Source organism: Lawsonia intracellularis PHE/MN1-00 (assembly GCF_000055945.1).
Classification (GTDB): domain Bacteria; phylum Desulfobacterota; class Desulfovibrionia; order Desulfovibrionales; family Desulfovibrionaceae; genus Bilophila; species Bilophila intracellularis.
This window is the reverse complement of the sequence record NC_008011.1, coordinates 1305338-1322905: the sequence shown is the minus strand read 5'-3', so window position 1 is coordinate 1322905 and position 17568 is coordinate 1305338. Positions and strand designations below refer to the sequence as shown.

Here is a 17568-nt window from a genome sequence, read left to right as displayed (position 1 = left end):
GTAATTGCTTAATAGCGTATAATATGTAATTAAGTTATACTAATTATTTTATAAAAATAATCTTATATACGTACTTTCAACATACAATATATTTTTTAGAGGAGCTTTATAGAAGTGCATATCCTTGCTGCAGATATTGGTGGTACATATAGCCGTTTTGCTCTCTTTAAAGATAACCCTCTATGCCTAATACATAAAGAGTATATTTCTAGTTATACAACTTCGTTTACTACTATTCTACAACAAATAATGTCTAATTCTTTATTTGCATCTGTACCATTAGATATGTGTGTATTAGCTATTGCTGGTCCAATAGATAATCAAGAAATAGTAAAACCTTCAAATCTTCCATATTCTATTATAAAAAAAGATTTATTATCTTTCTGTAAAAATATTCTTTTTATCAATGACTTTGAAGCACAAGCCTGGTCTTGTCTTACAGAAAGTATGTCAGATGCTGTTTTATTACATCCAGAACCAAAACATAACTCCTTTCACAATAATAACAATGTATTTTCATTTAATAATAAGTCTGGGAGGTTAGGAGTCATTGGTGCAGGTACAGGACTAGGAATGGCTGTTCTTGAACTTGATATGTATGGAAAAACAAAAGTTATAGCATCAGAAGGTGGACATTCAGCTTTTCCTTTTATAACAAACCATGAGCTTGAGTTTGGAAATTTCCTTTGTCAAAAGAAAAAACTTAATTATGCCCGATTAGATGATGTTCTTTCAGGATCAGGTCTTACCTGGCTTCATCTTTTTTTAACTAAAGAACAGTTTAAGCCTGAAGAAATTACCTTAAAACCTGAGTTTATTGATAGTGAAACCCATACATACTTTTCATGCTTTTATGCTCGAATATGTCGCTCATTGGCGTTGTTTAGTCTGACCCAACAAGGGATTGTAATCACTGGTGGATTAGCAAAAAAATGTCAAATATTAGTCAATCATCCTTCCTTTAAAAAAGAATTTGTAAACATTGGAGGAGAACATAAAAAAATACTCTCTCGAATGCCAATTTGGCTCAACTGTAATGATGCAAGCGGACTATGGGGAGCAGCACAAGCAGGTGTTATATATTCTTCAAAAAATTAACTACAATTATATTTAGTTAGAATAAACTATAAGGAGTAGAAATAGCTCTACTCCTTTTTTAGCTAGCTAGTAACGTAACTATATAATTATTCTACAGTAGGTTGAGATTTTGGGACAATACTTTGAATAAATGCATCAAACTCTTGTTGTAATGTTGTTATAAGCTCTTTTACTGAAATAATCTTATCTATTCGTGGGACATTAGCACCAGCAAATGCAAAGCCACGCTCAAGATTACCACGCATTGCACTAATAAGGGCTGTAGCAATACAATAAGGAGTAGTTTCATGCTCACAAGTTTTTACACATTTAAAAATACACTTGAAAGGTCTCTTTTTACCTTTACGCATAGAGTCAATAAATGTGTTAAATAAAGCTCTACCTGGCATTCCTACAGGACTCTTAATGATAGTCACATCTTCTTCTTTAGCTTGAACATAAGCTTGTTTAAACCTATCATCTGCATCGCACTCATGAGTTGCAACAAAACGTGTCCCCATTTGTACGCCAGAAGCTCCAAGCTCTAAGTAGCGAGCAATATCTTCACCTGTAAAAACACCACCTGCAGCAATTACTGGTATTGCTTGACCTCTTTGATCCTCAAAAGGTTTCACTGCTTCAACAACTCCTGGGACAAGTTGTTCTAAAGCATAGTTAGGATCAAATAGATTTTTTTCATGAAAACCTAAGTGTCCACCAGCCTTTGGGCCTTCTACAACAAACGCATCTGGGAAATAACCATAACGAGATAACCACCTTTTTGCTATAAGTGTTGCTGCTCTTCCAGATGCTATAATAGGTACTAGCTTTGTTTTAAATTCTTCTTTTTTTTGTTCACAGAGTTCAAGTAAAATCTTTGGGAGCTCCAAAGGTAGCCCTGCTCCAGAAAAAATTACATCAGCCTTTTCCTCAATAGAAGTACGGACCATCTCAACAAAAGTTGTTAGTGCAACCATAATATTAACACCAATGATACCTTTTGTTGCCTCCTTAGCTTTTTGTATTTCACGTCTTAAGGCTCTTAAGTTTGCTTCTATAGGATTTTTGGCAACGTCAGGCTCTCTCATACCAATCATAGCACTAGCAACAACTCCAATACCTCCCTCTTTAGCAACAGCAGATGCTAATTTAGAAAGGGATATTCCAACCCCCATTCCTCCCTGTATAATAGGGACTCTGGCGCATAACTCACCTATTTTTAAACTTGGAAATGACATAATAAACCTCAAAATTAAAGTGAATAAAAAGCTCACTAGTTATATGGTTTGTTGTATTATCCGTTCACCTTACATAGATTATTCCAAGAGCACCAATTACAATGACGGCCTTCATGTGGTCGTATTTCTAACCTATACTCCATATGGTATAATAAAAATTTTAAAAGCTTAGGAATCTTATTCAGAATAATATCTTCTTTTATGTTTGCTGCCAAGTCCCTCATTAACCAATATTCAGCACCATCCTCCCCTAGAGAAATAAATGCAGCATCTTGAATTTCTTCACCTGTAGCATCTCTATAAAGATATATATAGTAAAGCAACTGTATAGTTGAAATTTTTTCTGAAAGAGTAAAAAGAAGCTCATCAGCTTTTTCTGGATGTTCTATACAAGAAGTTAAATCAAAAGATTCAAGGTTTGACCAAATACTCTCATCCTGCCACAACTTATCAGAGTTATTTTTAATACGACCAGTTTTATAGTCAAAAATAATAACTCCTTCATTTCCCCTTTTATCAACTCTATCTAAAATTCCTTCAAGAACACGAGTATTACCATTTATTTGTAGAGTTGCTTGAAAGTATTTCTCAAGATATATAATTTTTGTTTTATCTGGTTGCCTAGATAAAAAACGGACCAATTTTTCAGGTCCACTAAGACTAAGCATCATAGAACTTTCAGGAGGTAAAGAGTTTATAAGCCCAGACGATAGTAATTCTTCTTTAAATAACATTCGTAATCTTTCATTTGACAAATCTTCCTTTATACATTCTTTACCTACATAATCCATAAAAAATACTTTTAATACTTTATGTAACAACTGGCCAACAGATGCTGGATCATCATCTTCATTTACTACCTCCACTGGACGAACCATAGCAACTCTTTCAAAATAGAAACGTAATGGACACATTAAATAAGTATCTAACTGTGTAGCTGAAACAGGATGACTCAATATACTATTTAATTGTCGTTGAATTGCAGGAGTCTTAATAATATGTCTACGCCTCCTGAGTGGAGGAGAAACTTCTGGTTTAGCTATATTTAATATATAGTCTCCTGGAGTTATTTGTGAACCAATGCTTTGTTCTTCTTCCCAAAGAATTTCTTCAACAAATCTACTTTTTTGCTTTTTGCCTTCAAAGGAGTTTGACACCTCTATTCCTTCTTGCCAGTAAAGGTATACCTCTTTAGCACCAGCTAACAATCTATAAAAAGTATATGCTGTCAATACATCTCTATCATGTGCATTAGGTAGTCCTAATATTTTTCTTAAGCTATCAGGTAATAAAGAACTTCTTATAGGATTTCCTGGAAGCTGATCGTCTGTTACATCTATAAGAAATACCTTAGAAAAATGTAATAATCTGGTTTCTAGCATTCCAAGAACTTGTAAGCCAGTTATAGGATCCGCTTCAAATGGAACTCTTTCATCATGAATCAAAGCTACAACCATTGATTGGAGTAAATCCCATGATAATACAGTATGTGCCATACGATTATCCTTTAATGCAGGAATAACCTTATGGACTAACCTAAATAAACATTCAGCATCTAGAGGGAAACGTTGCCAACTCTCATACCCAAACTGCAAAAGGAAATCACACAATATACTTAAAAAATCTGCAAATTTTGCAAGGGTATCAATAGTTATACAATTTTCTACTGTAACCTTAATAAGTTGCTTAAGTAACAAACATTCACTTTCAGAAAAATCATACTTTTTGTGAGGTTGTTCATACTCAACCTCCCTAAAAAACATGTTTAAATCAATATATTTCTGACCATTAACTATCCATTGTTCTAGCTTATGTAATAAACTATACAATTCAAAACCATCTATTTTAAGAAAACGAAGATATGGATGTCGAATAAGATGTAATAAAGATTTCCAATAGATTGTACCGTCTTCTTGTTGCAACTCACGAATTTTAAAAATGTTTTCTAACAAACGAAATAATAACGATTTATTTAGGGGATATCCAAGAGAAATATTACAATTTTTATGTGGTAAATGATGTAATATTGGAAGAAGAGATTTACTATTTGTTAAAACTATGGCTGTAGAAGTTTGTATATCTTCGTGTAATGAAAAATCATCCTGTAATTTTTCTAACTGAGAGTGCAAATCATAACCAGCAAAAAAATGCCATGTTTTTTTTACTGGTTTAGTTTGAAAAACTAACTCTGTAGAAGCATTCCAAGATTGTATCCATTTAGCTTGTGAGCTACATGCCCAGTGTCCTTTACCTGTATCAGCAAGAGAAGAGTCTACATGTAAACAAATTTTTGCACCTTTTTCCCATAAATATCGAAAAATTATGTTCTCAGTACCAGTTAATGTACTAAATCCTGCAAGAAATATACTTTTTTGTTTAAGAAAGGATGGTAAGTCAAAAGTACTTTGGCGAATCTGCTCTGCTAGCACATATGCTTTTAATGCAGGGGTTGTCATCCCTTCTTGTTCTAATTTTTGTTTATATAACAAAAAAATTTGACCTAATGATGCTAGTAATGCAGTACCAAAAGGCGCCACTTCACCTTCAGTATAAAGTAAATCTCTTGGCTTAAGACCTTGAGTAAAACATTCTTCAAAGACTGAAGCCAACTGAAGACCCCAAGGGAAAAACCCAACTTCTCCACCTTTGGATAATAAATTGAATAAGGAGACATTCAATGCTGATAGTTGTTCTACACAGGAAAAAAGTAAGTCTACCTGATCAAGAAGACCTGCTTCATAACATAAAGAAGTATGTTGCTCCAAATAAAGACAAGATAACAATTCTTGAATCGTCAAAATATAAGGGAGGATGCAAGGCTTGGAAAGTTCGGGATGTTGTTGAAAATATGCTGTTAAATAACGTCTTGGACGATCATGCATAAAAATCACAGCAGCTTTATCTAAATGTCCATCTGTTTCCTTTATAATAATAGATGATAAACATTCTAAAAAGTCTCTTTCCCAAGGTATAATAAGAAATGGAGGACCTTGCATAAAACCATCTTACCTTATGATAAGAATGAACAAAATAAAAAATTTACTCCATTATGGTAAAAAGACAATATAAATAATAAATTATGCACCCATTTCAAGGAGCTTAAAATATAATTCTCGTCCAACCCATGCATCTGTTGCAGCATACAAAACTTGTTGAGGAGACAATTCTTTTTTTTCCCAGTTAGAACACTGTACAGCCTTACTAACACGACAGCCTAAAATATTTGCAGCTAATGTACGAAGCCCTTGAGCTTTAAGTTGCAATCGACGAGCCATTTCTGCAATATCAATAATACCTTCTGCTTCAAAAGGATGTAACTTTTGTAATAAGCGTATATCTTCATGAATGGCAACGCCTGCCTTAATAATTTTTGCACAAGAGAGAATATTTACTAATAATTCTCCTAAAGGGACCTTACTTAGTCTTATAAGTATAACGTGTTGTGAACTAGCTAGTTGTACTAAAGCAGTAGGATAAGATTTTCCTTTTTTAAAGGATGGTCTTGCTTCAGTGTCAAACCCAAGAACAGTTTCATCTTTTAAAAGATCCAATGCATCTCTAAGTTCGTTTTCTGTCTGCACAACTTTTATATTGCCCTTATAAGTAATAATAGGCAAAATATTAATATCTTCCTTTGAAACAGACTTACCATTGTATACTGATTCTTCATTCATACTTCATTTACCAATACAAAATGATGCAAAAATTCGATTAAGGACTTCTTCTGGTGTATCAAAACCTATAATTGAATTAAGCATTGAAGATATATTTTCAAGCATCACTGCACAAAGATCATATGGGATGCCTGAACGAATGTCTTCATAAAGACTTCTAATCTCTTCAAGTACTAAAGAAAATACTTCTACTTGACGCATGTTAGGGACAATAGTATCAAATGTTGGTTCTTGGGCATTATGTTGAGATAGCACAAAATTATATAATAGTACTAATAATTCTTCTATACCACTACCTGTCTTTGCTGATACACATATTCCACTTACCTGGCTCGAGGTATATAATTCAGTCCAATTTGAAGGAGGTACTTTCAAATCTACCTTATTCCAAACAAGGATTGTACGTTCTACTCCAAAATTATTAATTAACAATTTTGACTCTTCTGTAACACCAACCGTCCCATCAATAATAAATAATATAACGTCTGCTTCATCAATTTTTTCACGACCTTTCTGTATTCCTTGTTCTTCTATTGGATCAGAAGTAACACGCAACCCTGCAGTATCTATAAGACGAATCGAAAGGCTATTAACTATAATACATTCCTCTAAAAAATCACGTGTTGTTCCAGGGTGCTCTGTAACAATTGCCCTCTCTTTTCCAAGCAATGCATTTAATAAACTTGATTTCCCTGCATTAACAGCACCAGCAAGTGCAACAGTAACACCTTCTTTCCAACAACGAGAACGTTCTGCTGCATGTATCAACTTTTGAATTATTTCATGAATTTCTAACAGTCCATTAATAAATTTTTCTAAAGGGAAAATACCTGACTCTTCTTCTGGGAAGTCTACGGCTAAGCATATCCATACTCTAAGTTCTTCAATTCGTCTACGAATATCTATAATTTTCTGACCAAGTAGCCCTTTAAGTCTATTAGAAGCTAATAATACTTCGTTACGAGAAGATGCTGCTATTAGTTCTGCTACTGCCTCTGCCTGTGTTAAGTCCATTCGTCCATTTAAAAACGCACGCTGAGAAAACTCACCTGGTTTTGCAAGACGAATATTCTTACAAAGAACTGTTTCAAGTATAGTTAATAATAAAAAATGTCCCCCATGACAATGAAGTTCTACCACATCTTCCCCTGTAAAAGTATATGGTGCTGGCATATAAACTGCCAAAATATCATCTAAAAATTCATTGGTAGGGGCTACTAAATACCCTCTGTGTAACATCCAAGGTTTAAAGTCTGTAAATTTTGGCGAAACTGAATGAAATAATTCTGTAAGACGTTCTTTTGACTTTGGACCACTTATACGAATAATTCCTATTCCACCAGTTCCTGAAGGAGTAGCAATTGCAGCAATAGTATCACACATAATTATACATAGCTATATGAATCAAACTATAAAATAACTAAAAATCTATGCTTAAACAAAAGATATTAACGTCTTTCTTGACGACGACGTTGAATAATTATCCTTTTTAATATCCCATCTCCAGAACTGCGTGTTTGAATATCTGGATAGTTTTGCAATGTTAGATGGATAATTCTTCTGTGATAAGAACTCATAGGACGGGTAGAGCATGAACGACCAGAATTTCTCACTCGCTCAGCTAAAGATAACGCTAAATGACGAAGTCTTTCATGTTGCTGCTCACGATAATCACCAATATTAAACTGTATTCGTATAGAACTTGACATTATTCTACTTAAAATACGAGAAGATAAATACTGTAATGAAGCTAATGTTTGACCACCACGACCAATCATAAGTCCTGAATATTCACCACAATCAACATGAACATCTAATCTATTATTAAGAATAGTAACTTCTATAGGAACATTTCCAAGTATAGGGATGATAAGCTTTGTTACAACATTAGTTGCTTCAGTAATTAGTTTATCTTGATCTAATTCACTAAAATTCTTTGTGGTACCATCATAATTATCATTAAATAATTCTTCATTGACATCTAGTGTTGCAACTTCCGGACCCAACCTACCTTTATTTTCTATAGATAAATCTAAAAGCTGACTAAACTCATTATCCTTTTCTCTCTCTATTTTATTATCAACCTGTGGAAATTCTTCTCTGACAACTGTATTATTTAATGATTGATTATAAGATGATTTTAATTGCTGTGTAGAAATTTCTCCCACATTCCCAACTTGGTCTATTTGATGATGGTTAATTTTTCTATTTTGTTTTTTTGTTTTCTTACTCAATGATAATGATGATATTTTTTTCTGCTTTAATGTGTCTACCGAAGACTGCATTTGAGCAAGTCTTGCTCGAATAAGTGCTTTTCTTGCACCTACAAGACCAAATATACCATTCTTTGCATCTTGGATAAGTTCTATTTCAAGACGTTCTCTTGTTGCATCAAAAAATTTGCATGCAGCACGTATTGCCTCATCAAGTGTTCTTTCTTCAAACTCCCTGAACTCTTCCATGAAAACCTCTTTCTCCTCAAAGATTATGCCTTACGAAGCATCCACCACTGTTGACCAATGGAAAGAAGATTATTAAATAGCCAATAAATAACAAGTCCAGCTGGGAAATTAAGAAACATAACTGTAAAAATAATTGGCATAACCATCATTATTTTCTGTTGAGTAGGATCACCTGATGCAGGAGTCAACTTCTGCTGTAAAAACATGCTAGCACCCATCAATAATGGTGTTATATAAAAAGGATCAGCAGCTGAAAGATCTGCTAGCCAAACAAGATGGGTAAAAGGCAAGTAATAAATAAAAGTTGCATGACGAAGCTCTATAGAGTTTAACAATGCTTGGTATAAACCAATAAATACAGGTATTTGCAGCAAAATAGGCAAACAACCTCCAGCAGGATTTACTTTATATGTCTTATAGAGCTGCATAATTTCACGATTCAATGTATCACGATCATTAGCATATTTTTCACGTAACTTCTGCATCATTGGTTGAAGTTTTTTCATTTGCTCCATAGAGTTGTAACTCTTTTGTGATAATGGCCAAAAAACTATTTTAATACATAATGTAAGGACAATAATAGCTACTCCCCAATTCCCTGTATATTCATAAAAAAATGTAAGTGCTGTTAAAAGAGGCTTAGCAATAATTGAAAACATCCCAAAATCTATAGCATTTTCAAGCTTATCTGGAGCACGAGATAAAAGTTCACGATCTTTAGGACCAAACCACCAGTTAACTGTAATGGAGGTAGTTCCTTCAGCAGGGATTAAAACATTTGAACGTTCAAGTGCTACACGCCAAACATCATTTTGGATCCGTCCTTTAATAGTAAGATATAGTGGATCAGATAAAGCAACTACATTCATAAAGTAATTACTCATTACTCCACCCCAGTTAAACTCACCTGACTCCTGAATACCCTTTTCTTTTAAGGTATCTATGCTTGTTTCCTCTTTAAATGAATCCTTAATACTCCAAGCCATACGTGTAGGATCATATTGACCTGTTCCAAAGGGTGTTGCAGCTACAAGTAAGCCAACTTTTGTAGGACAACTATTCTGTTTTTCTGAAGCTAGTTGTAACTTTTCGTGAATTAAATAGCTATCTGCATTAAATGTAAATATCCGTATTATTTTAACTCCATTAACAATTCCAACAAAAGTAAGCTCTTTTGTTTCTCCTGGCTTGAGATATAAGTCACCACCTAAAAAAGACCAATTACCATTACTCCATGAGGGTTGGCCATTTAAAGTAATACCTAATGGCATTGCTTGAGATGCTTCAGGACTTACAAGATTTACTAAAGGAGAAGTATTATCCAAGTTCACCTTATATTTCTTCAAAATAAATGAACTTAAAATACCACCACTAGAGTGTATTTTTGCTATATACAGTGGTGTCTCAATATATACATCTTTACCTGTAGGTGGAGAAAATACTGACTGAACAGAATCCAAAGCTATATTTGAAGTAGCAGTTTGATCTACAGAAGAATGTCGTTCATTTGCAACGTGCTGTACCTTTGGTGAAATCCAACCCATATACTCAGCAAAAGAGTGCCAGCCAAGAAAGACAACAAGAGAAAGTATTATAGCTAAAACTATACGCTTATCTTCCATGATATTTTTGATGCTCCTGCTGATATAACAAAAAGGTAAACTGGGAAGGGATAGGATCATAGCCACCAGAGGAAAATGGATGGCAACGTAAAATGCGCAATAATATCAAAAAACAACCTCTTAATACCCCATACCTGCGGACAGAAGCTATCGCATACTCAGAACAAGAAGGGTAAAAACGACAACAACCTTTACTAAAAGGTGATAGTAATTTTTGATAAAGATAAATAATAGTAACAAAAAAACAACAAGGAAAACTCATTTTCATTTAAATGAAATCTCCCTTACTATTATTATAGTTCCTTGACATTATAGCACTTATTATAAGCATATTTTAATAACCTAGCACTAATCTATACCTCAATACCATTAGTAGATAAAAACTTTTCCATCTTATTTGAAATAAAGATAATATCTTGGATAACCATAGATAATGTAATAGGTACTAATCTAAGATGGTATTTAGGAACAACAACTATATCTACTGATTTTGGTATATATTCTTGATGTAAACGAAAACATTCTCGAAGCAACCGCTTAATACGATTTCTTACAACTGCATTCCCAATCTTTTTACTAACAGCTAACCCCAAACGTGATATAGCTATATTGGATAATCGTGGACGAACAAAAAAAATAAAATGAGTAGAAAAAAAACGATAACCTAATTTATAACAAACTAAAAAATCTTTCCGATCGACTATCCGACTTTCTTTTGGGTATGTTAAGCGGCTAATCTTTTTCGCCCCTTTGCACGTCGACGTCTAATAATTGCCCTACCATTAGCAGTACTCATTCTTGCTCTAAAGCCGTGGGTCCTTGCACGTTTCAGTTTACTTGGCTGGTATGTTCTTTTCATATAACCCTCCTTTAAGGAAACCAAGATCAGGCATATATACCTATATAATATACTATAGTCAAGTTAGGAAGTTGGATATTAATCTTAATAAAAAAGTAGTCACTATGAACAACCTTCTACTATCAAAAAGTATTTTTGTTCTATCTTACTATCTTTAAAAATAATATAGAAAATAATTAACTCCTTAATACTATACCTAACTATGTAGATTAGAATTAATTTATACTAAGCTGAATGATATATAATAAATATATACTATGCCTCTATCTGCTATATTTATTAAATATACATAATTTCAAATAATAAAAAATTCATAATAGTTATTCATAACCTAAATTGTAATTTTATATTAGTTACCAATACATTGTATATCAATACTATTATCCTTTATGATAGCCTCAAACGGCTTTATTTCATAGTGTAGCTTTCGTGCTAAGCTATATTGTTTTATCTGTTTTTCAAACCCATCCATATTTAATATAGTTAACGTCCACTGAGCTGCTATTACTCCCTTACTAATACTAACTTCATGTAACAAAACATTTTTTGTAATAGATTCCCAATGAGATAAAGTCTTTCCCAATGCCTCTACTTCTACAGCATGTTTCCATCCTGAAACCCTTAATAAATAGCTTTGTAAATATGAAGAAGTTTCTTTTTGACGTTGAGAAAAAAAAGCTCCCCAGATCTCTCTCCAAATATTGTCTATTGAGTAACCAGAAGCCTGAATAGGTTGCGCTGCCCCCAAAAGCTTTGCCACCCATATTCCATCCTCAAAACTAAGCTGTAGCTCTATTTTATGAGAAGTATTATCAACTTTTTCACTCTGAACAACTCCAGTTACCTGTTCTAATAAAAATAGTTTATCAAGCAAAGCTATTTCATCAGGAACATTAAACATACTTAGTACATATGGTTGTATAAACGATGTAGTATAAGAGAGGCCTAGCTCACGTAATAAACGATATAATGCTGTTTTACGTATAGGAACATCAAATACGCCTTTTATTCTTCCATCCTCCAATGAGGTTGGTTCTAACTCAGTAGTATTTAATACTAAACCAGGAGAAACCATACTAAAATATTTTTTTATAGCTTCTCGTCTAGGCTCAGAAAATTTATGAGAAAGATACTCTTCTGATTCAATTAATAAAGCTTCAGCAATAGCTATACTGCAAGCCTGCTGGGCTGTTATACATGTATCTCCACCATAAATTACTACAATAATACGTGCATTAGCTATTGAAATATTTACTAATAAATACAAGCATAGTGCTACAATATAGTATAATACAAGTTGTTTATTAAAATGATACATATAATATCCTTAATGTATAACCAACTTATAGTATAAACTATTATACTTCTATATAAGATATATTCAAGTATTATATAGATTAGTTATTACTATTTTTAAATGTTCTATCCATATATCTGAGAATGCCTTATTATCAAGCAAGCCTTTTAAAATAGGTATGCATGAAAAACCAGCTGCTTCTAAACGTGACTGCCATGAATTTGGTGACTTTCCAACCATATCTTCTAATACATGTTTTCCAATAATAGTAAAAAAAGGCATTAACCAAACAGTCTGCAATGCATTCTCCAAAGCTGATAAAATATGCTCTAACCTATAACTACCATCCATTGTTCCTATAAATACTAATGGATCATTATTCCTCACAGCAATGGATAAGGTTCTATATTTATCCTTAAACATAGATTTATTCCCATGCCCCATAAAAATAACAGGTTCAGTTTGCTTCCTCTTATAAGGAATAACAGAAAAAATAGCTTCTTTAACTCTTTCAATTGAATGAATAGAACTTGTTATTAGGGGCTCTCCTACTAAAATGGAAGAAAAACCAAGACGTTCACCTAGTATTTTAATTTTTGATACTATTCCTGAATATTCCATACCAGCAATAACTTGTAAGGGTTGAACTGCGATATGTGTAAACTGCTCAAAAGCCATCTTAGATAATACTTCATCTAAAAGACCTATCTTTTCATCCCTAAATATGTTCTGTTTCTTTAACGCATTTGAAGTAAATGCCCAACGAATAGGAATAGTAGGAAAACATTCTTGAACTTGAGACTCAAAATTTGAAAAAGATACTTTGCAGTACAAATTAAAAGATCCAAACGTGGTTAAAAGAATACCATATTTCATAATAACAAAACATACCAATATGTATTATAAAAATGTACCCCTATCTAAATAAACTACCATAAAATACATTTCACCTGATATACTTTTATACTAACAATTACTAGATAATAAAAACACCACTAACTAAAACAGTACAACTAAATTATAATTATGAATACATTGACCTACTAAAGGCTCTCTGCTAATATTTCAGTATCTATTTATCATACATAAATAAACATCTTTTAGAACCTAACATAACAATTATTTCTCTTTGCAAAGTTAACTTATCTCTCAATAGGAGTATAGATGCAATTACTTATAACAGGTGGATGTGGTTTTATTGGAACAAATTTCATCCAACTTGCCCTGAAAGAGTTAAAAGATGTCTATATTGTAAACTTAGATAATCTCACTTATGCAGGGAACCCTTATAATCTAAAAGAGATCGAAACAACAAAACCTGATCAATACCTCTTTATTCATGGTGATATTGGTAATGCAACACTTGTTCAGTCTCTTCTACAGTCCTATTCCTTTGATGCTATTATTAACTTTGCAGCAGAAAGTCATGTTGATCGCTCTATTACAAATGCTCTACCTTTTATTACCACAAACATCCTAGGAACCCAAATTCTTCTAGATGCTGCAAGAGCAATGAATGTTCCAAAATTTATACAAATTTCCACAGACGAAGTATATGGCTCTCTTGGAATTAATGGAAAATTTTCAGAAAAAACACCATTATCCCCTAATAGTCCTTACTCTGCATCTAAAGCAAGTGCTGATATGCTTGTTCATGCAGCATATAAAACATATGGAATAAATACCATTATCACTCGTTGTTCAAATAACTATGGTCCCTATCAATTCCCAGAAAAACTTATTCCACTTATGATTCATCGAGCACTTATGGATGAATCTCTACCTATTTATGGAGATGGACTACAAGTCAGAGACTGGATTCATGTAGAAGATCATTGCCGAGGGATATTACTTGTTCTGGAGAAAGGAAGACCAGGAAATATATATAACTTTGGTGGCTCTGCAGAACAAACCAATCTTGCTGTAGTAAAAGAAATTTTACATCTTCTTAATAAACCAAACTCTCTTATTCATCATGTTAAAGATCGCCCTGGTCATGATCGAAGATATGCTATGGATTTCTCAAAAGCAGCAAAAGAACTTGGATATATGCCACAAATAACATTTAATAAAGGGCTTGCTGCAACAGTAAACTGGTATCTCTCTCATAGAGATTGGGTACAAAATATTCTTTCAGGAGACTATAAAGAATTTATGAATAGATGGTATAAGGATCGCTTGTGAATAATAAAGTAGCTCTTGTCCTTGGTGGAAATACAGGTTTACTTGGCAAGTCTCTTGTTAGGTGCCTTCAACAAAAAAACTGGGATGTACATACACTTGGTAGAGAAGATGGAGATATTTTACAACCAGATTTTCTGAGTAATTACATTGATAAATGTTCTCCTAATGCTATCTTTAATACCATTGCATGGACTCAAGTAGATCTTGCAGAAACACATAGTAATGATGCATTACTTATTAATAGAACACTTCCCTCATTATTAGGTACAATTTTAAAAGGAACATCTACTCATCTTATACAATTTAGTACAGACTTTGTTTTTGATGGGACAAAAAATGTCCCATACGTAGAAGAAGACGTACCATATCCTCTCTCTGTATATGGCTCTAGTAAGCTTGCTGGTGAACAAGCTATACTTCAACTTAAATTAGAAAACTATTCTATTATTAGAACATCTTGGCTATTTGGGCCAGGACGAAAAAATTTTATACAAACAATCTTAGAACTAGCAAAAACTAAAAACTTTCTACATGTTGTACATGATCAAATTGGCTCTCCAACCTATACACCGGATCTAGCAGAAGCCTCTATATCTCTAGTAGAAAACAAAGGAAAAGGAATATTCCATATCGCTAATAGTGGACAAGCATCTTGGTGTGAGTTTGCAGCAGAAGCTATTCGACAAGCAAACTTATCTTGTACAATACAAGGTATTTCCACTAATGAGTGGGGGAAAAACATTGCAAAACGCCCTGCCTATTCTGTGTTAAACTGTGAACGTTACCGTCAAATAACAGGTATTTCTATCCGTCCTTGGCCCCAAGCTTTACGTGAATATATTTTTACATATTTTCTACCTATGGAAACCTAACTGTTTCATCTTCTACAATAACTTCTTTATCAAAAGTTAGCCAATTTCAACCTTTCAAGAGATTACTTAATATCATTTTTTATGATGGATCTTATGTAAAGGCTCTCCTGGTTTTCTTTCAATAAGTTCCAATGCATTTGTAGGACAACTTGCTATACAGCTAGGCTCTAGACCTTGATCCATTCTTTCATAACACATATCACACTTTACAATTTTCCCTGTCCTAGGATCTTTCCAAAGAAGATCATGGGGGCATGCTATTAGACATAATCCACATCCTGTGCATTTATCTACATCAACATATACAATCCCATCTAAGTCTCTCATAATAAGCGCACCTGTTGGACAAGCAGATACACACTTAGCATGATTACACTGAGGACAAGCTCTAAACTTTACTTGTGCTTCCATTTTACCTTCTGGCGTTGTATAAAGCAGTTTCCCTAACCATAATCCTGGAGCTGTATCATGTGTAGTTCTACAAACATTTTCACAAGCTTTACAGTTTATACAATTCTCTTCATGCATTATAAAACGATATTTACCCATAACTTATCTCTACATTATACCTGAAGCAGTCCTCAGGGTAATAAATGTTTTATTCTTAATAACAACAACTACTATCTACTTAAAGGTTAACTAATGGTTAACCTAACTTTACTTCTTTATTACAGATAAAGCTATAAAAGAATAAAATAACTTGTTAGTTAATAAAAAAACCACTGTTATTATAAATTATAACAAGTGGTTATTATAAAAATTAATATCACTAACTATATAATATTTTTTTAAGCTTACGTTAATACTTAGTATGTACTAATAAGAAGTAATATACTCATCCATGTTATCTGCGGAACAATTACGACTTACCCAAAAAGCAGAAGCCCAAACCATTAGTGCTGCAGCTTGAGTATCATCAAGACGCTTTAATTTAGCTTCAAGACTTGATCTACTAACACCATACCTATTGTGTACAGAAGAAAGATCGCATGCATCATTTACTCTTAACATAAGATAAGACAGACGAGTATGGGCAGGTAATAATTTAAAATCCTTATGTGCTTCAATAATGGCTTTTAATTCTACATTTGAAAATGTATTTTTAATATTTGTAACAGCACGAAAAAAGGTATCCACAACCCATGGCAAGACAAACTCTGCACCTGCACTCTTTGTACGGAAATAATCCTTAAGCCATTGTTCTTGTTGCTCGCTTATACGCGCAGCGACCTGGGGCATGTCATACTCCTATACTGAACTTATTTTTATTAAAACTACACAACGTGCTATAAAAATCAAGACTTTCTCTAGATTTATTTTTCTAACAAACTATATAACAATATAAACATTTTATTACTTATATTACAAGTTAGCTTATTTTATAATAACTAGTAATAATACAAGTAAAAAACATAAAGAAAGAAGAAATAAATTAATACAAAAAAAATATGTAACGTCAATATATTTATGAAAACAGATCAAAAATTGATTTAAGAATAAAAAACTTTTTTCAAGGTCAACCCATGAGCAGGAGCAGTAGGTGCACTATGTCTTCTGTCTTTTGCCTCCAAAATATAAGGTATCTTTTCAGGTTGTATTTTCCTACGACCAACTAGTACAAGAAGTCCCATTATATTTCTTACCATTTGCTTTAAAAAACCATCTGCTTTAAAAAACCATGTCACTTCATGACTTTCATTCAATGAAAAAAACTGTGAGGGCTCTCTGTAAAGAGCAGATATAGTTCTTACAGTAGATAACAACTTAGTTCCTCTATTCTGTAAACTTACAAAATTATGTGTCCCTAAAAGAAATGTGCTTGCTTTATCCATTGCTTCAAGATCTAATCTACCACAAGACCATACAAACGGATATAGAACAGGGGGAGTATATCGATGATTAAGCCACAAACGATATGCATAAAGCTTTTGTACAGCATCATGTTGTGCATGGAATGTATCTTCTACATATAAAGAATGTACAACACGGATATTTTTAGGTAGACTTGCATTAAGTACTAGCTGCCAATCAAGCTTCAATTTTGATTCTGGAATATCTACGTGAGCAACTTGACCTTCAGCATGAACACCAGCATCTGTACGTCCAGCACCACATACACGAACTGGTTTTCCAATAATAGATGCAATAACCTTTTCTAATGTAGATTGAATAGTCGGTAACTCTGGAAGGCTTTTTCGACGTTGTGTTTGCCAACCATGATATGCTGTACCTACATAAGCTAATGTAAATTTCAAACGTGGCATGGTACTCTTTCTTTTTTAT

At 33.2% G+C, this 17568-nt stretch carries 17 protein-coding genes; 3 read left to right on the top strand and 14 right to left on the bottom strand.

Annotated features, from left to right (window positions below; all coding sequences use genetic code 11):
- The first annotated feature begins 114 nt into the window (after positions 1-114).
- Positions 115-1098 (top strand): glucokinase, encoded by a 984-nt coding sequence (locus tag LI_RS05895; protein WP_011527159.1) that lies wholly within the window; start codon positions 115-117, stop codon positions 1096-1098.
- Between the two features lie 86 nt (positions 1099-1184).
- Here the strand turns inward: LI_RS05895 and LI_RS05890 are convergent, their stop codons facing one another.
- The 11 genes from LI_RS05890 to LI_RS05840 all read right to left on the bottom strand — a co-directional run bounded on the left by LI_RS05890 (position 1185) and on the right by LI_RS05840 (position 13105).
- Positions 1185-2315 (bottom strand): NAD(P)H-dependent flavin oxidoreductase, encoded by a 1131-nt coding sequence (locus LI_RS05890; protein WP_011527158.1) that lies wholly within the window; start codon positions 2313-2315, stop codon positions 1185-1187.
- A gap of 56 nt (positions 2316-2371) precedes the next feature.
- On the bottom strand, positions 2372-5311 hold the full coding sequence (locus LI_RS05885) for a PD-(D/E)XK nuclease family protein (protein ID WP_011527157.1): 2940 nt from the start codon (positions 5309-5311) through the stop codon (positions 2372-2374).
- An 81-nt stretch (positions 5312-5392) separates the two neighbouring features.
- Positions 5393-5989, bottom strand: coding sequence for a 3'-5' exonuclease (locus LI_RS05880; protein WP_011527156.1), 597 nt, complete (start codon positions 5987-5989; stop codon positions 5393-5395).
- 3 nt (positions 5990-5992) lie between these two features.
- Positions 5993-7372: a tRNA uridine-5-carboxymethylaminomethyl(34) synthesis GTPase MnmE gene (gene mnmE / locus LI_RS05875; protein WP_011527155.1), complete on the bottom strand. Its 1380-nt coding sequence runs from the start codon at positions 7370-7372 to the stop codon at positions 5993-5995.
- Between the two features lie 65 nt (positions 7373-7437).
- The gene (locus LI_RS05870; protein ID WP_011527154.1) at positions 7438-8451 is read right to left on the bottom strand and encodes a Jag family protein; all 1014 of its coding nucleotides are present in this window, start codon (positions 8449-8451) and stop codon (positions 7438-7440) included.
- 23 nt (positions 8452-8474) lie between these two features.
- Positions 8475-10073, bottom strand: a complete 1599-nt coding sequence (gene yidC, locus LI_RS05865) for a membrane protein insertase YidC (protein ID WP_011527153.1) — start codon at positions 10071-10073, stop codon at positions 8475-8477.
- Positions 10063-10341, bottom strand: a complete 279-nt coding sequence (gene yidD / locus LI_RS05860; protein ID WP_015353818.1) for a membrane protein insertion efficiency factor YidD — start codon at positions 10339-10341, stop codon at positions 10063-10065. Before yidD ends, yidC begins: the two co-directional genes overlap by 11 nt.
- 85 nt (positions 10342-10426) lie before the next feature.
- Positions 10427-10810 carry a ribonuclease P protein component gene (gene rnpA / locus LI_RS05855; RefSeq protein ID WP_076628757.1) on the bottom strand — a complete coding sequence of 128 codons (384 nt, stop codon included), beginning with the start codon at positions 10808-10810 and terminating at the stop codon, positions 10427-10429.
- Entirely contained in the window at positions 10798-10932 is a 135-nt protein-coding gene (gene rpmH, locus LI_RS05850; protein ID WP_041817055.1) for a 50S ribosomal protein L34, read from the bottom strand. Before rpmH ends, rnpA begins: the two co-directional genes overlap by 13 nt.
- A gap of 349 nt (positions 10933-11281) precedes the next feature.
- On the bottom strand, positions 11282-12250 hold the full coding sequence (locus LI_RS05845) for a hypothetical protein (RefSeq protein WP_011527151.1): 969 nt from the start codon (positions 12248-12250) through the stop codon (positions 11282-11284).
- Positions 12251-12313: 63 nt separating this feature from the next.
- Positions 12314-13105 carry a sirohydrochlorin cobaltochelatase gene (locus LI_RS05840; RefSeq protein WP_011527150.1) on the bottom strand — a complete coding sequence of 264 codons (792 nt, stop codon included), beginning with the start codon at positions 13103-13105 and terminating at the stop codon, positions 12314-12316.
- Between the two features lie 288 nt (positions 13106-13393).
- On the opposite strand from LI_RS05840, the gene rfbB reads away from it, so the two are divergent.
- Together rfbB and rfbD are read left to right on the top strand one after the other, a co-directional pair.
- Complete coding sequence (gene rfbB / locus LI_RS05835; RefSeq protein ID WP_011527149.1) at positions 13394-14413, top strand: dTDP-glucose 4,6-dehydratase; 1020 nt, start codon at positions 13394-13396, stop codon at positions 14411-14413.
- Positions 14410-15285, top strand: coding sequence for a dTDP-4-dehydrorhamnose reductase (rfbD, locus tag LI_RS05830; protein WP_011527148.1), 876 nt, complete (start codon positions 14410-14412; stop codon positions 15283-15285). The genes rfbB and rfbD overlap by 4 nt, the downstream gene beginning before the upstream one ends.
- Before the next feature lie 72 nt (positions 15286-15357).
- On the opposite strand, the gene LI_RS05825 is transcribed toward rfbD, so the two are convergent.
- From LI_RS05825 to truA, 3 genes are all read right to left on the bottom strand, one after another.
- The gene (locus LI_RS05825) at positions 15358-15834 is read right to left on the bottom strand and encodes a 4Fe-4S dicluster domain-containing protein (protein ID WP_011527147.1); all 477 of its coding nucleotides are present in this window, start codon (positions 15832-15834) and stop codon (positions 15358-15360) included.
- 267 nt (positions 15835-16101) lie between these two features.
- Positions 16102-16524 carry a hypothetical protein gene (locus tag LI_RS05820; protein ID WP_011527146.1) on the bottom strand — a complete coding sequence of 141 codons (423 nt, stop codon included), beginning with the start codon at positions 16522-16524 and terminating at the stop codon, positions 16102-16104.
- A 251-nt stretch (positions 16525-16775) separates the two neighbouring features.
- Positions 16776-17549 carry a tRNA pseudouridine(38-40) synthase TruA gene (gene truA / locus LI_RS05815; RefSeq protein WP_011527145.1) on the bottom strand — a complete coding sequence of 258 codons (774 nt, stop codon included), beginning with the start codon at positions 17547-17549 and terminating at the stop codon, positions 16776-16778.
- Positions 17550-17568: the final 19 nt, after the last annotated feature.

Bases quoted from the DNA above. Each gene is read 5' to 3' on its own strand.
- LI_RS05880 (WP_011527156.1), bottom strand. From the start codon at position 5,989: ATGAATGAAGAATCAGTATACAATGGTAAGTCTGTTTCAAAGGAAGAT.
- LI_RS05840 (WP_011527150.1), bottom strand. From the start codon at position 13,105: ATGAAATATGGTATTCTTTTAACCACGTTTGGATCTTTTAATTTGTAC.
- yidD (WP_015353818.1), bottom strand. From the start codon at position 10,341: ATGAAAATGAGTTTTCCTTGTTGTTTTTTTGTTACTATTATTTATCTT.
- yidC (WP_011527153.1), bottom strand. From the start codon at position 10,073: ATGGAAGATAAGCGTATAGTTTTAGCTATAATACTTTCTCTTGTTGTC.
- rfbB (WP_011527149.1), top strand. From the start codon at position 13,394: ATGCAATTACTTATAACAGGTGGATGTGGTTTTATTGGAACAAATTTC.
- LI_RS05845 (WP_011527151.1), bottom strand. From the start codon at position 12,250: ATGTATCATTTTAATAAACAACTTGTATTATACTATATTGTAGCACTA.
- mnmE (WP_011527155.1), bottom strand. From the start codon at position 7,372: ATGTGTGATACTATTGCTGCAATTGCTACTCCTTCAGGAACTGGTGGA.
- truA (WP_011527145.1), bottom strand. From the start codon at position 17,549: ATGCCACGTTTGAAATTTACATTAGCTTATGTAGGTACAGCATATCAT.
- rpmH (WP_041817055.1), bottom strand. From the start codon at position 10,932: ATGAAAAGAACATACCAGCCAAGTAAACTGAAACGTGCAAGGACCCAC.
- LI_RS05820 (WP_011527146.1), bottom strand. From the start codon at position 16,524: ATGCCCCAGGTCGCTGCGCGTATAAGCGAGCAACAAGAACAATGGCTT.
- LI_RS05885 (WP_011527157.1), bottom strand. From the start codon at position 5,311: ATGCAAGGTCCTCCATTTCTTATTATACCTTGGGAAAGAGACTTTTTA.
- LI_RS05870 (WP_011527154.1), bottom strand. From the start codon at position 8,451: ATGGAAGAGTTCAGGGAGTTTGAAGAAAGAACACTTGATGAGGCAATA.
- LI_RS05890 (WP_011527158.1), bottom strand. From the start codon at position 2,315: ATGTCATTTCCAAGTTTAAAAATAGGTGAGTTATGCGCCAGAGTCCCT.
- LI_RS05825 (WP_011527147.1), bottom strand. From the start codon at position 15,834: ATGGGTAAATATCGTTTTATAATGCATGAAGAGAATTGTATAAACTGT.